This window comes from Pseudoalteromonas sp. MM1, from assembly GCF_030296835.1.
In the GTDB taxonomy this organism is placed as follows: domain Bacteria; phylum Pseudomonadota; class Gammaproteobacteria; order Enterobacterales; family Alteromonadaceae; genus Pseudoalteromonas.
The window spans coordinates 386,512-405,098 of the sequence record NZ_AP027922.1 but is presented as its reverse complement, the minus strand read 5'-3'; the positions used below and the strand labels follow the sequence as shown (position 1 = coordinate 405,098).

The 18,587-nt window shown below is 40.1% G+C and carries 15 protein-coding genes; 2 read left to right on the top strand and 13 right to left on the bottom strand.

Translation table 11 applies throughout. The annotated features are described in order from the left end of the window. Positions 1-2 precede the first annotated feature (2 nt). From mshL to QUE46_RS01775, 5 genes are read right to left on the bottom strand one after another with little or no spacing between them, the layout of a single operon-like run. Positions 3-1,661 carry a pilus (MSHA type) biogenesis protein MshL gene (mshL, locus tag QUE46_RS01795; protein WP_286245971.1) on the bottom strand — a complete coding sequence of 553 codons (1,659 nt, stop codon included), beginning with the start codon at positions 1,659-1,661 and terminating at the stop codon, positions 3-5. Further along, positions 1,645-1,968, bottom strand: a complete 324-nt coding sequence (locus QUE46_RS01790; RefSeq protein ID WP_286245970.1) for an agglutinin biogenesis protein MshK — start codon at positions 1,966-1,968, stop codon at positions 1,645-1,647. The genes mshL and QUE46_RS01790 overlap by 17 nt, the downstream gene beginning before the upstream one ends. Further along, positions 1,946-2,626 carry an agglutinin biogenesis protein MshJ gene (locus QUE46_RS01785; RefSeq protein ID WP_286245969.1) on the bottom strand — a complete coding sequence of 227 codons (681 nt, stop codon included), beginning with the start codon at positions 2,624-2,626 and terminating at the stop codon, positions 1,946-1,948. Before QUE46_RS01785 ends, QUE46_RS01790 begins: the two co-directional genes overlap by 23 nt. Further along, positions 2,623-3,222 (bottom strand): PilN domain-containing protein, encoded by a 600-nt coding sequence (locus QUE46_RS01780; protein WP_286245968.1) that lies wholly within the window; start codon positions 3,220-3,222, stop codon positions 2,623-2,625. The genes QUE46_RS01785 and QUE46_RS01780 overlap by 4 nt, the downstream gene beginning before the upstream one ends. Then, a complete protein-coding gene (locus QUE46_RS01775) occupies positions 3,219-4,151 on the bottom strand; it encodes a hypothetical protein (protein ID WP_024032507.1) in 933 nt (310 codons plus the stop codon). Before QUE46_RS01775 ends, QUE46_RS01780 begins: the two co-directional genes overlap by 4 nt. Positions 4,152-4,228: 77 nt before the next feature. On the opposite strand from QUE46_RS01775, the gene QUE46_RS01770 reads away from it, so the two are divergent. After that, complete coding sequence (locus QUE46_RS01770) at positions 4,229-5,137, top strand: 1-aminocyclopropane-1-carboxylate deaminase/D-cysteine desulfhydrase (protein WP_286245967.1); 909 nt, start codon at positions 4,229-4,231, stop codon at positions 5,135-5,137. Between the two features lie 7 nt (positions 5,138-5,144). On the opposite strand, the gene QUE46_RS01765 is transcribed toward QUE46_RS01770, so the two are convergent. The 7 genes from QUE46_RS01765 to QUE46_RS01735 form a co-directional block, all read right to left on the bottom strand. Further along, positions 5,145-6,818 (bottom strand): EAL domain-containing protein, encoded by a 1,674-nt coding sequence (locus QUE46_RS01765; RefSeq protein ID WP_286245966.1) that lies wholly within the window; start codon positions 6,816-6,818, stop codon positions 5,145-5,147. Between the two features lie 138 nt (positions 6,819-6,956). After that, on the bottom strand, positions 6,957-7,379 hold the full coding sequence (gene arsC, locus QUE46_RS01760; protein WP_286245965.1) for an arsenate reductase (glutaredoxin): 423 nt from the start codon (positions 7,377-7,379) through the stop codon (positions 6,957-6,959). Between the two features lie 9 nt (positions 7,380-7,388). Then, a complete protein-coding gene (gene arsB / locus QUE46_RS01755) occupies positions 7,389-8,405 on the bottom strand; it encodes an ACR3 family arsenite efflux transporter (RefSeq protein WP_286245964.1) in 1,017 nt (338 codons plus the stop codon). 9 nt (positions 8,406-8,414) lie between these two features. Further along, entirely contained in the window at positions 8,415-9,137 is a 723-nt protein-coding gene (gene arsH / locus QUE46_RS01750) for an arsenical resistance protein ArsH (RefSeq protein WP_286245963.1), read from the bottom strand. A gap of 168 nt (positions 9,138-9,305) precedes the next feature. Further along, on the bottom strand, positions 9,306-12,032 hold the full coding sequence (locus QUE46_RS01745) for a response regulator (RefSeq protein ID WP_286245962.1): 2,727 nt from the start codon (positions 12,030-12,032) through the stop codon (positions 9,306-9,308). 375 nt (positions 12,033-12,407) lie between these two features. Further along, entirely contained in the window at positions 12,408-13,103 is a 696-nt protein-coding gene (gene ssb, locus QUE46_RS01740) for a single-stranded DNA-binding protein (protein WP_286245961.1), read from the bottom strand. A 20-nt stretch (positions 13,104-13,123) separates the two neighbouring features. Continuing rightward, positions 13,124-14,491, bottom strand: a complete 1,368-nt coding sequence (locus QUE46_RS01735; protein ID WP_286245960.1) for an MFS transporter — start codon at positions 14,489-14,491, stop codon at positions 13,124-13,126. A gap of 163 nt (positions 14,492-14,654) precedes the next feature. On the opposite strand from QUE46_RS01735, the gene uvrA reads away from it, so the two are divergent. Further along, positions 14,655-17,474, top strand: coding sequence for an excinuclease ABC subunit UvrA (uvrA, locus tag QUE46_RS01730; protein ID WP_286245959.1), 2,820 nt, complete (start codon positions 14,655-14,657; stop codon positions 17,472-17,474). An 82-nt stretch (positions 17,475-17,556) separates the two neighbouring features. On the opposite strand, the gene trpS is transcribed toward uvrA, so the two are convergent. After that, the gene (trpS, locus tag QUE46_RS01725) at positions 17,557-18,561 is read right to left on the bottom strand and encodes a tryptophan--tRNA ligase (RefSeq protein WP_286245958.1); all 1,005 of its coding nucleotides are present in this window, start codon (positions 18,559-18,561) and stop codon (positions 17,557-17,559) included. Between the last annotated feature and the right edge of the window lie 26 nt (positions 18,562-18,587).

Genomic DNA, 18,587 nt, shown 5'->3' with positions numbered 1-18,587 from the left:
TGTTAGTTCTCATACCATGTATTTAGCAGCGCGCGGCTGTGAGCCTGTTGCTTTTTCCACGTGTCGGGCATTACCACCGTTGGCTTGATTAAAATAACGAGCTCTTTTTTCTCTTGGCGCTTACTAATACTTTTAAACAAGTTGCCCAGTATTGGCACATCGCCCAAAATAGGGGTTTTCGATTCTTCATCTTCCGTGGTGGTTTGCATTAGCCCACCTATTACGACTATTTCACCACTTTGAGCGCGGATGACCGTATCAGATTCACGAATATTGCTTTGCGCAAGCGGCAACTCAAAACGCTGATCATCTAATGTAATTACCTTGAGCTGCTCTTCTGTTTCGGTTACTGAAGGATGAACATGTAAAATAACTGAGCCATATTTATCAATTTGTGGTGTGACATCGAGCGCAATGCCTGAAAAAAACGGAGTTAGATCTATTTCTGGTGAAGTAGTCGTTGAGGTACCCGTTACCGTTGTGCTCGAAACGTTAGTAACAAAGTACTCATCTTGGCCTACTTTAATCACTGCTTTTTGATTGTTTGTAGCCGTTACACGGGGATTAGAAAGCATTTGCAGGTCACCCTGGGTTTCAAGCAAACTAATTACACCGCTAAAGTCGCCTTTTTCAATCGTTAACGAGGAGACCCCTCCTAAAGTAGCTGAAATAGAATTACCTATGCTGCCTGCTGTTGTTGCAAACGACACCCCACCTTCTAACCCTCTAGAAATTCGCTCCCAGTTAACTCCTTGTTGGTATTCATCTTTTAAGGTAATTTCGACAATTTTAGCCTCAAGAATAACTTGTCGCTGAAGGTTTTCTTGGCTTTGACGTAAAAAATCTTTTAACTGATTTATTTCACTTGGCAAGGCATTAACCGTAACCAAGCTTGCCTGTGGGCTAGCAACCACATAACGACCATCGTTTGAACCAATAAGCGATTTAAGAGCAAGTTCAAGCTCTTTCCAAAAGTCGTTTTGATTAATTGTTTGAATACGAGAGCCATTTAACTCAGTATTTTGATTATCGCTGCCAAACTGATTATTTTGGCTTGAATTATTACTACTGTTTGAGCTTGAATTTGAACTTGAGTTGTTTTGCGAAAACTGGCTTACCCCACCAGCTACAACACTTACTGTTGATTGCCCATGGCGCTGCATCATCAAATAGTTAACCGGTATAGTTTCTGTGCGCATGATTGCAGGTAACACCTGCACAATACGACCTTCTTGGACAATATCTAACGGATACATACGCTTAATAACCGCTATAACCTCTTCAAATGTTACGTTTTTTAAATTTAAAGAAATAACACCACTCACCTGTGGGTGTACTGCTACGCTGTATGGTGTATCGGCGGTTAAACCATTAAAAAATGAGCTTATTTCTACCTCTTTTGCGGCTACATCAAAACGCTTTACAGCTAACTCATTGGTTAAGCTTTGCTCACTATTAAGTGATGAAAGTAAGCTTTGTGTAAGCGCGCTACTCACCTCTACCGGTGCAACACTTTTAGCTTGGTTACTTACAGGTGCAAGCTCTTGTGCTATGTGTGGCTGAATCTCTTTCCCGGGCTTAAAACTATGGCACGCTGTTAAAAAAGGCGGTATTAAAATAAGCGCAAGCCATGGCTTTGTTATATTATTTTTTAATTTCATAGTCGTATAATTCTAATTTTATTTGCTTATCATCATTTGCTAACAGCACAGAATTGGCGTTTATTGTTAGCACCCGAAATTCACCTACTACATCTCCTGGCTTATATACCTGCTTAGAAATAATCGCTTTGTATTGCTTTTCGGTTTTAATAATTGATTGTAACGACAGCGCTGTATTGCTAGTTGCAGCGCCTTTTAGTGTTGGTGCATTGCTTGGTTGAGTAGGGTCGCGCAATATTTCAGCTGAACTAACAGAGAAAAAACACACGCAAAACACACACAAACTATAAAGCGATAAATTTTTCATTGGCACTCACCGTTGCGATTTGTAATGTTAACTCTGCATTAGGGTATGTTTGCACCTGATAGTTAAACTGCTGTATTAACAACTTTTGTTGGCTAGCTTTAAGGCCTTCTAAATACTGCTGCAAACTAAAATAACGCCCCTGCAAAGTAACTATCATTTGGTGTTCAAAAAATAATGTTTGCGTATCATGCTCACCGAGTTTTTCTACATCAATTGCTTTGGCAGGGTTTACACTAAAGCCAACGACCTGCACATCGGGGGTATTTACTAATAAATCCTTTAAGACTGCAGGCACTTTGTTTGCTGAAATAAAGCCTTGGCTAAACTTACTTAGTTTATTATTTATATCTTCTAGCTCACGCTGAGTTTGCCCTACCTGGTTTCTGAGCACTTTTGTGTAGTCATGCTCTAATGCCTGTGTAAGCATAGAGAGTTGCGCTTCATTTTGATTTAGTTTTTGCCACAATGCGTTTTGTTCAACACGTAAACTATTCACTGCATCTTGCTGCGGAAACACCACAAACCACAAACCTAAATAAACAATCAGAAATAAGCCAACAAACAGAACAGAATACTTTTCCCGCTGCTGTAACGCCGCAAATTGTGCTTGGTATTTAACAAATACTGGCCAGCCTTTATTTTCATTTTGCTCATTCATTGTGTTACCTCACTTGAACTAAGCTCTGTAGCCACATTAAATTCGCTCACGCCATCACTGCTCGACAGCTCCAGCACTGAAAACTCCTTCCCCTTAAAAAAGCTTGATTGCTTGAGATTAGTAAGCCAAATAGGTAAATATTTAGCCTGTTGAGTACGCCCTTTGAGCACTACTTTTTTGCCTTCAAATTTTATCTGATCAAGCCAAATTTGCGGCTCGTGGTACGCTGCCAAATCGCGCATCACATCGGCATAATCCGTTTTCGTGTGCATTGATGTATTTTCTAAATAATCAAACACTTGCTGTTTGTGTAAAATTTCTTGTTGCAGTACTTTTAGCTCATCAATTAAGTGCGATTTGTTTTGTTTATCAGCTAATCGCTGCTTTACCACGTTCAATTGCTGCTGCGTTTGCTTTAGATAAGCTTGGCTTTGTGTAAGTAATTGCTGGCTCTTGTGCTCTTCGTATAAATAAAACAACCAGGTTAATGCAACCACTAGCAATGTACCTAGCCACAGCAAAAGCATCCCTTTAAAGGGCACTGGGTCGCGTCTAACCCTAATGGCTTTTTGGTAAAAATTAATCCGTGTTTTCATAGCACTGAATCCGGATCAGTTAATTGGTACGCTGCGCCTAATGCGTAATAAAAGCTTGGCTCAAGATCCTGTGCTAAATCTATATTAGGTTTAAAATCAACAACCTTTACTTGCAAAAATTCTGCAAGGCCTGCTCTTAACGTTAACGACGATAAATCATCGCAATGCAGCTGAATGCTTCTAATAGGAGGCTGTTTTAGTTGGCTTTCAAAAAAATCCATTGATCGTTGGATCTCAAGCCCTAAGGCTTCCACTAAACCGTGTGTGCGTTCTTTATCTGAAATACCTAAAAACCCGTTTAAACGCCTTGCTAATAAAAGCTGCCCATCACGAATAATTAAAATACGCGGCTCATGCCCTGCATGTTGCACTATAAGCATGTGTGCACTTTTATCTTCACCAAACAAGGTCACTAAAATCATTTCTTCAGAGGTCATAGCTCTGAGCACAGGCTTTATTTTTGAAAAGCTATCAATGAAAGGCAATAACTGTAGTTTATTAGTAATAAACACATTCATTTTACTGCTTTGCATAGGCTGAACGATTGGGTAATCGATAAAGTCGGCAACAATGTTCTCTGGAGGAATATCAACTAAGTCTTTTGTTGTCCAAGGTAAAGATTGAATGATCTCTTCATCACTCAGCATGGGTTTATCCATTTGCACTATTTGGTAAAAATAATGAGGAACTACTAAATTTACTGGGCACACCTCAGCGCAAACTTCATTTGTGCAAGTTGCAATAGCGACTGTATAATCCGTTTGGTCCTCTACATTCACACTGTGTGAGTTATGTACGTACCACTGCCCTTGATTTTTTTTTAAACACACCGCGTTTACTGTATCTGCATAAGTAGCAATACCAATTGCTGTGCTTGAGTCTAAACTGCGATTTAACCAAGATAACAACGAAAACAGCTTTTTTTTCATATAGCTACTATTGTTAATAAGAGATTAACTAAGTGTCGTACAAGTTTTTTAGTTTGCAAGTTTAAACACGAGAAATAATGCTTAATTTATTTAATATTGAAAAAGAAAGTCCGATACAACAAATAGATAGCGCCTGTCTTAAAAAGAGAAACATACGGTTAAGTGTGAAAAGGGATGACTTACTTCACCCACTAATAAGTGGTAACAAATGGCGTAAGCTAAAATATAATTTACAGCAAATGCAAGCCCTTAATAAAACACAACTACTCACCTTTGGGGGGGCTTTTTCTAATCATGTTCACGCCTGTGCAGGGGCGGGTAAACTATTTAATATAAAAACCCACGCCATAATTAGAGGGCCACACTTAGATACTCACAACCCCACCCTGCAATTTGCTAAACAGTGCGCAATGGACTTACATGCGGTTACGCGTATTGAATATAAGCAGCGCCAAGACCCTGATTATTTAGCCCAGTTACAAGCACGCTTTGAACACGCCTATATAATCCCAGAAGGTGGAAGTAATACATATGCCCTGCCTGGGTGTGCTGAGCTTGCTAAAAGCTTACCAAAGCATGATTACTTAGTGTGCCCCACAGGAAGTGGCGGAACACTTGCAGGCTTAATTGAGGGTAGCCACCAAACCACGCAGCTATTAGGAATTGCGGTATTAAAACAAGCCGAGTACTTGAACAAAGAAATTACAGCACTCAGTAAAAAAGCAGCTCAGCAATCCAATTGGCAGCTACTTACACAGTTTCATGATGGCGGTTATGGCAAATTTAGTAATGACTTATGGCAGTTTTGTAAACGCATGCAGCAGCAACATAACTTACCTCTTGAGCCTATATATAGCGGTAAAATGATGTATGCACTATGGCAGCTTATCGAGCAAGATTACTTTGCTACTGGTAGTCATATAATGGCTATTCATACGGGCGGCTTACAGGGGCTCAATGGGCTAAAATATCGTGGCCTAATTTAGAAACTTCCTAATAAAACGTAGCATGTGTGTATTCCTGTAAGGGCTCCGAAAAGTAAAAGCCTTGTGCGGCAACTACACCTAATTTAGCCAATATAAGTAGCTCTTTTTGGGTTTCTACGCCCACCGCGTACACAGGTATATTGAGCAACTTGCTTTGCGCTACAATGTTTTTAACTTGTTTTTGCTGTTGCGTTTTTTCATCCACATTATGAACGAGCGGATACCCTAGTTTTATACCGCTAACTAATTTTTGAGACGCAATTTGGTTAATGTGCTCCACATTCTGTACATTATCAATCACCAGCAAACTTTGTAGGGCCGTCAGTTTTTCAAAGGCATCTGCTAGTTGTGCTTGGTACTTAATAAAATCTGCTTCGCTAATTTCAAACTGTAACTTTCGCTTTGTCGTAAAGTCTTTCATATTGGTAACAAACCAGCTCCAAAACTGCTCGTTAAACCAATTACTTATATGCAAATTAACACTTACCGTTAGTGCGCTGGGCTCAGCTAAAATTAGTTTTTTTACTTGAAGTAGCACCGCTTTATCTAACTCCAATGCTTGGTGATTGTTAAAGTCTTGATTAATAAAGTAGCGCGCAGCTAATAAACCATGCGGTTGCTGCCTAATTCTTATTAGCACTTCATGTTGTAAAATATCGCCGCTGGTGATCATAAATAACGGTTGAAAGAACAAAATAAATTTATTCTTTTTAATATTTTCAATAACCTGCTTACTTGAAATTAAGTTACCTTGTTCGTGCTGTAACGCGAGCCTATGCCAGTGCTGAATTAAACTTTTTTCTGAAAATACTAAGGCAGATTTAGCGAGCTTAAAAATAACGGGTTGCTCAGCCGCATATCGATAATCGCACAGGCCAATCTTTATGTTTTTACGCGTTACAGTGCTTCGATAACGCTTACAAATTTGATAAACGCATTCGTGCAGGTTTTCACTGTATGTATCTAGCTTTGCTACAGGGATATTATTTAAAGTAATAGCAAGGTTGTTAGCATCAAATACATTAACTGATATTGCAGGAAGCTCTTTAAAGTATTTTGCTATCCATACCTTAAAACTTGCTTGGATATCGGTATTTTTATCAAACACGCAATCACATTTCACTATAGCAAATAAACTATGCCGCGCTGCACTCACACCGTACATAGACTTTACTTCGCAGTTTAAAGTGGTGATTTGCGTAGAAAGTATTTTTGCTGCTTTAGTTTTACTGTAAGGCAATGACATGTTCGCTGCTGGTTTTTTTACTAATACTTTCCACCATCTAACCCACCAGCTAGCGGCACCTAATATAATGATATTTAATAGTAAAAATAAGTAGGCTTGCTCCACCCATGCAGGCCAGTGGTATAAACTTATACTGAGAGTTTTATAGCTAAATACATCGTGCTGTATATCAACTAAGTATTTGAAGTGTTCGGCATTTGAGTGTGCAGCCAGCATAAAGCCCTTACTTTGTGCCAATGCTTGCACTATTTCTTTTTCGGTGTTGGCATTAATTTGCAGCTCAAAAATTTGCTGTGTTAACTGCTGGCCATTTTTATGAATTTTTTTATGGAGCGTATCATTTAAAAGCACATTAAAAATAATTACCACCAACGCAAAGCTGGTTAAGTAAATTATTTTTTTTTGCTCAGCAAATTTTATTATGGCTTTATGCATAGTGCTCTCTGTGGCAACGCGACTATTTAAAGTGTTGTTCAAAATAGTCATTAGCACAAGCAGACTAAGCAAGTTTAAATGTTTATAATTTTTCTAAACAAAAAACCCCGTGCAAACGGGGTTTTGGCAAATAGTTTATTACTTTTCGGGTTGCTCGCCCCGCGCGTTTAATATCATTTCGCCGTCTTCCTTGTATAGCTCGCCTTTAGGCCATTGCGCTAACAGCGTTAAAACGTGCTCACTAGGGCGACACAGTTTAACCCCTTTTTCAGTGCACACTATAGGTCTATTAACCAGTATTGGATGCTCAAGCATGGCCTCTAAAATAGCTTCGTCTGTTACGTTTTCATTTAACAAACCTAGCTCTTCAGCAGGCGATTTACTCACTCTCAGAGCCGTTTTAGGTGTTAAGTTTGCTGCGGCAAATAGCGCTAACAACTGAGGTTTTGTCCAGCCCTCTTTAAGGTATTCAATAACCGTTGGGTTATAGCCAGCGGCTTTAATAATCTGCAATACATTGCGCGATGTACCACAATCAGGGTTATGATAAATAACGATCATGACACTCTCCTAGTTAAACCAATGACGCGTTTTATTAGCAAAATAAACTAAGCTAAGCATAACAGGTACTTCAACAAGAACGCCCACAACGGTGGCAAGCGCAGCACCAGAGTGTAAACCAAATAATGAAATGGCTACGGCAACGGCTAACTCAAAAAAGTTAGAAGTTGCAATCATGCAAGCTGGCGCTGCAATATTATGAGCTAGGCCCATTTTTTTTGCGGCTATGTAGGCTATTGCAAAAATACCATACGTTTGAATAAGCAGTGGAATAGCAATCAATACAATCGCTTCTGGATTATCTATTAAAGTTTGAGACTGGAAACCAAACAAAAGTGCCACCGTTGCCAGTAAGCCAATGATAGAATATGGTTTCATTACCTTTAAAAAGTGATTTAACCGTGTGTGATCATCACCTTTATCTAACTTTTTGCGGGTAATAGCGCCTGCTATTAATGGAATAAGTACATACAAAACCACCGAGATTAATAACGTGTCCCACGGTACCGTTATGTCTGTTACCCCTAGTAATAAACCTGCGATGGGCGCAAAGGCAAAAATCATAATAATATCGTTTATAGATACCTGCACTAACGTGTAATTAGCATCGCCTTTTGTTAGTTGGCTCCACACAAACACCATTGCAGTACATGGTGCTACTCCTAATAAAATCATACCGGCTATGTATTCTGTTGCCGTTTGTGGGTCGACAAAGTCTGCAAAAATGCCTTTAAAAAATAACCACCCTAATAAAGCCATGGTAAAGGGTTTTATGAGCCAGTTGATAACGACTGTCAGCACTAAGCCTTTAGGCTTTTTGCCTACATCTTTAATAGAGGAGAAGTCAATTTGCACCATCATTGGGTAAATCATAAACCAAATGAGTACAGCGATAACAATATTTACATGAGCATACTCTAAGCTTGCAACAACACTAAATACCTCGGGTACGGTGTAACCGGCCACAATTCCTAGCGCGATTGCCAGCGCAACCCACACCGATAAAAAGCGTTCAAATAACCCCACTGTAACCTCCTAAATATCTTTTTGATTTACGCGTTTACTGAGCTGCTCTGCTGTTTCTACTCGCTCAGAGTATCTATCAACAAAGTATTCTTTTTGGTCGCGCATTAATAAGGTAAATTTTACGAGCTCTTCCATTACATCCACAATTCGATTGTAAAAAGCAGAAGGCTTCATTCGGCCATTTTCTTCAAATTCTAAAAACGCTTTAGGCACAGATGACTGATTAGGTATTGTTATCATGCGCATCCAACGCCCTAATACGCGTAACTGATTAACCACATTAAATGACTGCGAACCACCACAAACCTGCAGCACAGCCAGCGTTTTACCTTGTGTAGGCCTTACCCCACCAAGGTTTAATGGGATCCAATCAATCTGGTTTTTAAATACACTCGTCATAGCACCGTGTCGTTCCGGCGAGCACCAAACTTGCCCTTCAGACCAAAGCATTAAATCACGTAACTCTTGCACTTTAGGGTGCGTTTCATCTTCACTATCTGTTATGGGTAAACCTTCAGGGTTAAATATTTTAACCTCAGCACCAAAGTGGATTAACAAGCGCGCACTTTCTTCTATAACTAACTTGCTATATGAGCGGGTTCTTAGCGATCCGTATAACAATAAAATTTTAGGTTTATGAGATGAAAACGTTAACGTGAAATCCTTAACGGTAGGAGGAATGCTTTGTGAAAGTTCTAAATTTGGTAGCTCGTGTTCAATTGATTTACTCATAACCCTTAACCTTGTAGCTCTGTAGTGAACTAATATATGAAAAAACGAATATATGAAATTTCACATATTAAAAGGTGTGAGTCAAATCCTATTTATATAAATTTTATGTTTGGTGTTCTAACGTTGCAGGCATTAAAGCCTGCTATTAAAGGTAGGTAATTGATAAGTTTATTTATTTAAGCAATCAAGTATCGTATCGCGTAATGTTTTAGCTTTTATTGGTTTAGCAACATGCGAATTCATACCAGTAGATAGGTAGTGAGTAATATCATCATTCATTACGTTTGCAGTTAACGCAATAATAGGCATAGAGGCAAGCGCAGTATTGCTGTCACTGCGTATTACTTTAGTCGCTTCTACACCATCCATAATGGGCATATGAATATCCATTAAAATAATATCAAACGTTTCTAATTTTACGATTTGAATACATTCTAAGCCATTTTCTACTGCATGCACCTGCGCCCCACTGGCGACTAATATATCGGATACAATCAGCCTGTTTATGTCGTTATCTTCAGCAACGAGTATTTTTACACCTTGCAATGGCTTTGCGGTGGCGGGGTTATGGGTATTCCTCGTAAAAGGGCTAACCACTTTGCTTTTCATTGCTTCAAATAACACGCTGGTAAGCACAGGCTTATGCAAAATAGTTTTAATGTTTATTTTTTGGGCTATGTCGTAAATTGCATCGTTTTTACTTGCTGTAAGTACAATAATATTGTTACAAAGCAATGGGTTTACTTTATAGATGCGGGTAAAAAACGTTTCACTGCTCATGGTAGGCATTTCACCGTCAACTATAATAATTTTAAAGGTGTTTTTATTCTCTTTAATTATTTCTATTGCATCACTTGCCTGGCTGCAAGCCATACAACGCAGCCCCATTGTACTAAGCTGCCTTTTAATTAAGCTTAAATCGTCTTCATTGTCATCTATTAGTAATACATCAAATGGTTCAGCAAATGACAACTGTGGGCTGTCTTCTATCAATGCTTGGGTGTTTACTTCAACGTTTATGGTAGCAATAAATTTACTGCCCTTACCTTGTATGCTGCTAACTGAAATATCACCCCCCATTGCTTGGCATAAACGTTTACTAATAGCTAAGCCTAACCCAGTTCCCCCGTATTTTCGGGTTGTAGAGCTATCGGCCTGAGTGAATGAATCAAACAAGTTAGGTAAGCTTTTTTCATCAATACCAATGCCGGTGTCTTTAACAGTAAAACGTAAAACAATACTTTCGAGGTCATTAGAGGCTTCTTCTGCGTCTACTTGCACCGAAATAGCCCCTTTAGAGGTAAACTTAATCGCGTTAGAGCACAAATTAATTAATACTTGGTTTATACGCACCACATCGCCAACTAAGTTATGTTTAACGTTATCGCTAATATTAATCTCAAACGCAATACCTTTACTACGCGCCCTATTTTCAAATGTGGTTATTATATAATCAACAACCGCGTTTAGCGAAAACGCAAAGGCCTCAACTTTAATATTTCCAGACTCAATTTTTGAAAAATCTAAAATGTCATTAATAACCACAAGCAATTGATCTGACGAGTACTTTATTTTTTCTAAATACTGCTTATCTTCCTCAGGTAGGTTTTTGCCCAATAAAATATTGGTAAGCCCTATAATGCCACTCATTGGGGTTCTGATCTCATGACTCATATTGGCTAAAAATTCAGATTTTGACGAGGTAAGCTGCTCTGCAGCTTCTTTAGCTTGTAATAGCTCTTTAGTGCGTTGCTCTACACGCGACTCTAGTCGTAGCTTTTCTTCATCAAGCGCGTTTACAAGCTGAATACGGCGGCGATTTAGTCGTAATACAAACACTAAAAAAGCGCTCAATACAAAAATAGTAATGGCGGCGCTGTAAATTAACACTTTATTTTGTTCAAAGTAACTTGGCTTATAATAAGCAATAATCGATTTTTCTGGCAGGCTTTGCGGTGCAACATTATATTTTTTAAGCTGTCGCCAATCGAATTTATAAACACTTAAATTTTCATTGCTTATGCTAGGCAACACGTTATTTTCATTGTAAGAGATAATAGCTTCACCCACGCGCCTACCTATTTTCTCACCTGATAAAACATAACCACCCACTACACCTGAGCCCAATAAAACTTCCCAGTAGCTAAAAATGGGGGCGTTACTGTGCTGAGCGAGTAAGCTGACGAGCTGATATGGGCTAATTGACTTATTTTCGTAATTTCTAAATATAGGGGTAAATAAAATAATGGAGTCTGATGGCGCACTTTTTACTTTTGCCATCAGTTCAGCAACTGGAAGGTCAAACCATTGCTCAATCTCTAAGTACGAAAAATCTTGGTTGGTAATATTAAACAGCCCTGCATAAAAGTTTATTCCTATTTCATTTTTAGTATCTAACACCACAATGAGCTTTTTAGGTTTCATTAAATTAACCGCGCTGGCGGTTGCTTGCTTGTAGTCTAACTTAGCCCGCATTAAGGCATTATTAGTGTTTGCCGGTAGCCTAAACTGTTCGCCAGGTTCTAAATAAATTTTTGGTGTGCTAGTAAAAAAGTCATTTAATTGCGCTATTAACGCCGCAGCCGATGGTGATTGCGTGACAATTATATCTATGTGCTTATTTTTATATTTTTGCTTAAGGTAGTCGCTCATTAATTGCTTTTGAGTGGTCTCATCAAAGCGCCCTATATCCATATTTTCGACAAAAATATCATAGTCTACAATACGTTGTGTTAACTCTGTTCGCAGTCCTGACTCAACACTTTTGTGCCATGGCATGGTTTGATTTGTCGAATTTATAAATAAAACATTAGTAGTTTTAGATAATGGCTGCGCGTTTAGTGCTGCACTAAATAACTGAAAAACAAGAAATAAAAATAAAATATTAGTTTTCATGTTTCTCGTAGGGTCATAAAAGTAAAGTGTTATAAGGGTAATTGTTAAGTATTTATAAATCAATTAAATTAAATGTAAACAACCCTTTTGTTAACATTAAAGTCGAGTTGTACAGTTTTATACCAATTCATTTATTTAAGCGCTCTTTTATGAGGATGTAATAATGCGTTGATAGCTAGACAAAAAACTGGCTATTTAGCTGCTCCTGCATTGCTTAATAAATTCAGGGCAAAGGAAATCACTGAGTTGTCCTACTCCTTCGGAGTTTGGGCATGCCCATTGGCAAGAGAAATTGCGGTAGTGAGTTGCAAAAAAAAAGCTCTGAATAAACAGAGCCTTGTAATTTTAAATCAACAAAAATTATTTATGTATTCCTCAGAACGGAATATCGTCATCAAAATCTATTGTTGGTTCCATTGGATTTGATGCGCCGCCTTGTGGAGCATTTTGCGGCTTAGGTGCAAAACCACCTTGCTGCTGTGGTGCGCTATTTTGCTGTGGAGCAAAGCCACTGTTGTTTGATTGCTGGTATTGGTTATTTTGCTGTGCTGCAGGAGCTGCAGCCGGACGCTGTGCTGGTGCCGCCTGCTGCTGTTGCCCATAGCCGCCTTGCTGACCTTGGTTATTTTGACCATAACCACCGCCTTGCTGGTTATTTTGGTAACCGCCACCTTGTTGGCCACCTTGATTACCTTGATAGCCACCACCTTGCTGATCGCCACCACGAGCGCCTAGCATTTGCATTTGACCCGTAAAGCCATCAACTACAATTTCAGTTGTGTATTTTTCTTGGCCTTGTTGGTCGGTCCATTTACGTGTTTGAAGTTTACCTTCTACGTAAATTTGCGAGCCTTTACGGCAGTATTCACCAACAATTTCAGCTAGCTTGCCAAAAAACACTACACGGTGCCACTCAGTTTTATCAACCATTTGGCCAGTGTTTTTGTCTTTATAGCTGTCTGACGTTGCCAAGGTAATATTTGCTACACCATTGCCATTAGGCATGTAACGAACTTCAGGATCTTGTCCTAAATTACCAACCAAAATTACTTTGTTCACACCGCGTGCCATGGAACCATCTCCTATAAACGTTAGATTAAACCAGCTACTTTACGTGCTTGGTCTAGGTCAAATTCTTTATCATTAATCTTTAAATAGCTGCGGCTTTCGTCGCGCACTACTGTTGCTTCTATTACGCCAGGTAAAGCAACTAGCTGAGAAGCAAGTGCTTGAGCTTGCTCCTCAGAACTTAAATTGGTCATTAAACTAATAACTTTACTTTTCGGTGGGACTTGCATTTTCCACGCAATAATAAGCCATATTAACCCAACAAGTGCCGCTGCCGCAAACACAGCTTGCGTACTTGTAGTTTGGGCAACATAACCCCCTAAAATACCACCTAAAAAAGCCCCTAAAAACTGGCTAGACGAATACCCACCCATCGCCGAACCTTTTTGACTAGCTGGGGCAATTCGCGATACAAGCGCAGGCATAGTGGCTTCTAAAAAATTAAATGCGACAAAATAAAGCAACATACAAATGGCAATGCCAACCACGCTATTTACCCAAATAGACATAGCAAACATACTAAGTGAAAGCAGTGCTACTGAGCCAATAAACGCTTGTTTTTCTTTTTCTTTTTTAATGGCAATAATCATAATGGGGACCATTAAAATAAACGCTAAAAGCAGTACCGGAATATATAAATACCAATGGTGGTTTGCCACTAAGCCATCTTTTATTAGCTGGCTCGGTAGTACCACAAAAATAGTGGTTAGCGTTAAATGTAGCAGCAATACACCTGCATTTAAGCGCGATAATTGCGGATGCTTAATAAGTTTTTTAATGTCGCTAAAGCTTGCCAAGGTATCGCCTTTGGGGGCTTTATTTACGGCATTGGGCACTAAAAATAAAATAATACCTATACCAAACACAGCAAGTATTGCTGTTAACCAGAATACGCCTGCCACACCCCACGACGCGGCAACAATAGGCCCAAGTAACATGGCAAAAGCAAAGCTCATGCCTATGCTCATACCAATCACAGCCATCACTTTAGGGCGCTGTTCGTCGCGGCTTAAGTCACTGGCAAAAGCAAGTAATGCACTGGCTATTGCCCCCATACCTTGTAATGCTCGGCCCACTGTAACCATTTGGATAGATTCGGCAAGCGCTGCAATAACAGAGCCCAACGCAAACACAACTAAACCACCAACAATTACTTTTTTACGGCCTATTTTATCTGACAAACGCCCCATAGGTATTTGCAGTACTGCTTGGGTTAAACCATACGCGCCAATGGCAAATCCTATCCACATAGGCGAAAAACCATCAAGCGATTGGCCATAAATAGCCAATACAGGCATTAGCATAAACAAGCCGAGCATTCTAAATGCAAACACACTCGCCAGCGATACAGCGGCGCGCTTTTCTCGTGAATTAAGTGAAGATGCGGTCATTATCTGCGTAATCTTACGATATGAAAAATTTAGGGTGGGATTCTACCACAAGCTTGGCAATAATTAATCGCCTATAAGTAAGGATTTTTTCGTTGATCATTGATTAATAATGTTTCGTATTATGCGATACTGGACAAATAATTTTGGTAATAAACGAGATAGCATGGAAAACATTGAAGTCCGAGGCGCCCGTACGCACAATTTAAAAGACATCAGCCTAACCATCCCACGTGATAAATTAATTGTTATCACAGGCCTATCTGGTTCGGGAAAATCATCACTGGCATTTGATACTTTATATGCAGAAGGGCAGCGTCGTTATGTTGAGTCACTTTCTGCCTACGCAAGGCAATTTTTATCGTTAATGGAAAAGCCTGACGTTGATCATATTGAAGGCCTCTCTCCCGCCATTTCTATTGAGCAAAAATCAACATCGCACAACCCTCGCTCAACAGTGGGTACCATTACCGAAATATACGATTACTTGCGTTTAATGTTTGCCCGCGTGGGCGAGCCGCGCTGCCCAACCCACGACTTACCGCTTGCAGCTCAAACAATTAGCCAAATGGTTGATACCGTTTTAGCACTGCCAGAGGGCACTAAGCTAATGCTTTTAGCGCCAGTGGTTAAAGAGCGTAAAGGTGAACACGTTAAACTGCTTGAACAGCTTGCAAGCCAAGGCTATATTCGCGCCCGTATAGATGGTGAAGTATGCGACTTATCCGATCCGCCAACGCTTGAGCTTCACAAAAAACATACTATTGAAGTGGTTGTTGACCGCTTTAAAGTAAAAGACGGCCAGCAGCAGCGTTTAGCAGAGTCATTTGAAACCGCACTTGAGATGTCTGGCGGTGTGGCAAATGTAGCCTACATGGACGACAGCAGCATTGAAGAAATGCTGTTTTCAGCCAACTTTGCCTGCCCTACCTGTGGCTATGCAATGACCGAATTAGAGCCGCGTTTATTTTCGTTTAATAACCCTGCCGGCGCGTGTCAAAGCTGTGATGGTTTAGGCGTACGTCAATATTTTGATCCTAACCGCGTAGTACATAACCCTGAGCTAAGCTTGGCCGGTGGTGCAATAAAAGGGTGGGATAAACGCAGCTTTTATTACTTTCAAATGCTTCAAGCGGTAGCCGAGCATTATAAATTTGATTTAGATGTACCATTTGAAAAGCTTGCTAAAGAATCGCAAAAAATTATTTTAGAGGGCTCAGGGCAAACTAAAATTGCTTTTAATTACCGTAACGACAGAGGCGATTTAATAACACGCAACCACGAGTTTGAAGGCGTGTTAAACAACATGAACCGTCGCTATCGCGAAACTGAGTCAAACTCTGTACGCGAAGAGCTCGCTAAATATCAAACTAGCCAAGCGTGCCCTAGTTGTCATGGTTCGCGTTTACGCCAAGAAGCACGCCACGTATTTATAGGTCAAACAAACCTGCCTGCTATTACTACTATGAGCATTGGCGAAGCGATGGACTTTTTTGAAGGCTTATCACTTACGGGTCAAAAAGCCCAAATAGCTGAAAAAATCCTAAAAGAAATTCGCGATCGTTTATCGTTTTTAATTAATGTTGGCCTTAATTACTTATCGCTTGAGCGTAGTGCCGATACCCTCTCTGGTGGTGAAGCACAGCGTATTCGTTTAGCCAGTCAAATAGGTGCAGGCCTTGTAGGCGTAATGTACGTACTGGATGAGCCATCAATTGGTTTACACCAGCGCGATAACGACCGTTTATTACAAACATTGGTGCATTTACGCGACTTAGGTAACACCGTTATTGTTGTTGAGCACGACGAAGATGCCATTCGCGCAGCCGATCATATTATTGATATTGGCCCAGGCGCAGGTGTACACGGCGGGCATATTATTGCACAAGGTACACGTGACGATATTTTAGCCACTAAAGACTCGGTAACTGGCCAGTTTTTATCTGGCGTGCGTAAAATAGAGGTGCCAAAAGAGCGTAACCCAACCGGCGATAAATGGCTTGAGCTATTTGGCGCCACAGGTAACAACCTCAAAAATGTGGATTTAAAAATTCCATTTGGCTTATTAACCTGTATTACAGGAGTCTCGGGCTCAGGTAAATCAACACTCATTAACGATACGCTATTTAAGCTTGCGCATACTGAGCTTAACGGCGCGACCACAGCAGAAGCCGCGCCTTACAAGTCAATTAGTGGCCTTGATCATTTTGACAAAGTGATTGATATTGATCAAAGCCCAATTGGTCGTACACCGCGTTCAAACCCTGCAACCTACACAGGTATTTTTACCGGTATTCGTGAGTTGTTTGCAGGGACTCAAGAAGCCCGCTCTCGTGGCTATAAAGTAGGTCGCTTTAGCTTTAACGTTAAAGGTGGACGCTGTGAAGCCTGCCAAGGTGATGGCGTAATTAAGGTAGAAATGCACTTTTTACCTGATGTATATGTACCGTGTGACGTATGTAAGGGCGCGCGCTATAACCGTGAAACCTTAGAAGTACAGTACAAAGGTAAAAACATTCACCAAGTGCTCGAAATGACCGTTGAAGACGCGCACGACTACTTTGATAAAATACCGGCAATAGCACGCAAACTTAAAACCTTAATGGATGTAGGTTTATCGTATATTCGCCTAGGGCAAGCTGCTACCACGCTCTCTGGTGGTGAAGCACAACGTGTAAAACTGGCTCGTGAGCTTTCTAAACGCGATACAGGCAAAACACTATATATACTTGATGAGCCAACAACCGGCCTTCACTTTGCCGATATTGAACAACTACTTGTTGTATTACATCGCCTGCGCGATCATGGTAATACCATAGTGGTTATTGAGCATAACTTAGATGTGGTTAAAACCGCAGACTGGGTGGTTGATTTAGGCCCTGAAGGCGGTGCTGGCGGCGGTGAAATACTCATTGCAGGCACACCTGAAGAAGTAGCCGAATGTGAACGCTCGCATACTGGGCATTACCTAAAGCCATTACTTTAAGATAGATAATAAAAAGTATTCATTAAAAGGAAAAAATGCCGCTAAATTTAGCGGCATTTTTATTTACTTATACTAAAAAAAATTATGTACGAGGAATAAATCCTAGTGCATCGTAAACTGATTTAAGGGTTTTTTCTGCTCGTACACTTGCCTTTTCTGCACCTGATTTCATGATGCTATCAAGTAGGTTTTGATCTTCTCTGATCTCTTTAAAACGTGCTTGAATTGGCTCAATCATACTCACTACAGCATCGGCTGTATCTTTTTTCAGGTGGCCATACATTTTATCTTCGTACTCTGGCACTAAGTCTTCAATTGAGCGCTTAGTCGCTACGCTTAACAAAGTAAGTAAGTTAGAAACGCCTGGCTTTTCCGTACGATCAAAGTAAATACGTGCTTGCTCATCTGAATCAGTTACTGCTTTTTTAAGCTTTTTCTCAATCTTTTTAGGCTCATCTAATAGCATAATGTAGCCGTTAGGGTTTTCATCAGACTTAGACATTTTTTTAAGCGGATCTTGAAGGCTCATTACGCGTGCGCCAAATTCAGGAATATATGGCTCAGGTAATTTAAATACGTCGCCATACAAGTTATTAAAACGAGTCGCTATGTCACGCGTTAGCTCTAAGTGCTGCTTTTGATCGTCCCCTACCGGCACTTGATCTGCTTGATATAATAAAATATCGGCTGCTTGCAATACTGGGTACGAAAATAAACCTACGTTTACATTGTTAGCATGCTTAGATGATTTATCTTTAAACTGGGTCATGCGGTTAAGCTCGCCCATTTGTGCGTAACAATTTAGCACCCATGCTAACTGCGCGTGCTCTGGGACTTGTGATTGCACAAAAAGCGCAGACTTTTCAGGGTCTATGCCGCACGCCGCGTATAACGCTATACCATCTAATACACGAGAGCGAAGAAGCTCTGGTTCTTGACGTACGGTAATGGCATGCAAATCAACAAGCATAAAGAAACTGTCGTGGTCTTCCTGTAGCTTTAGCCACTGGTTAATAGCGCCAACATAGTTGCCTATTGTCATACCACCGGTTGGCTGAATGCCACTTAAAACTACTGGTTTACTCATGATTTTCCTTTAGTGTTGTTTAGTTA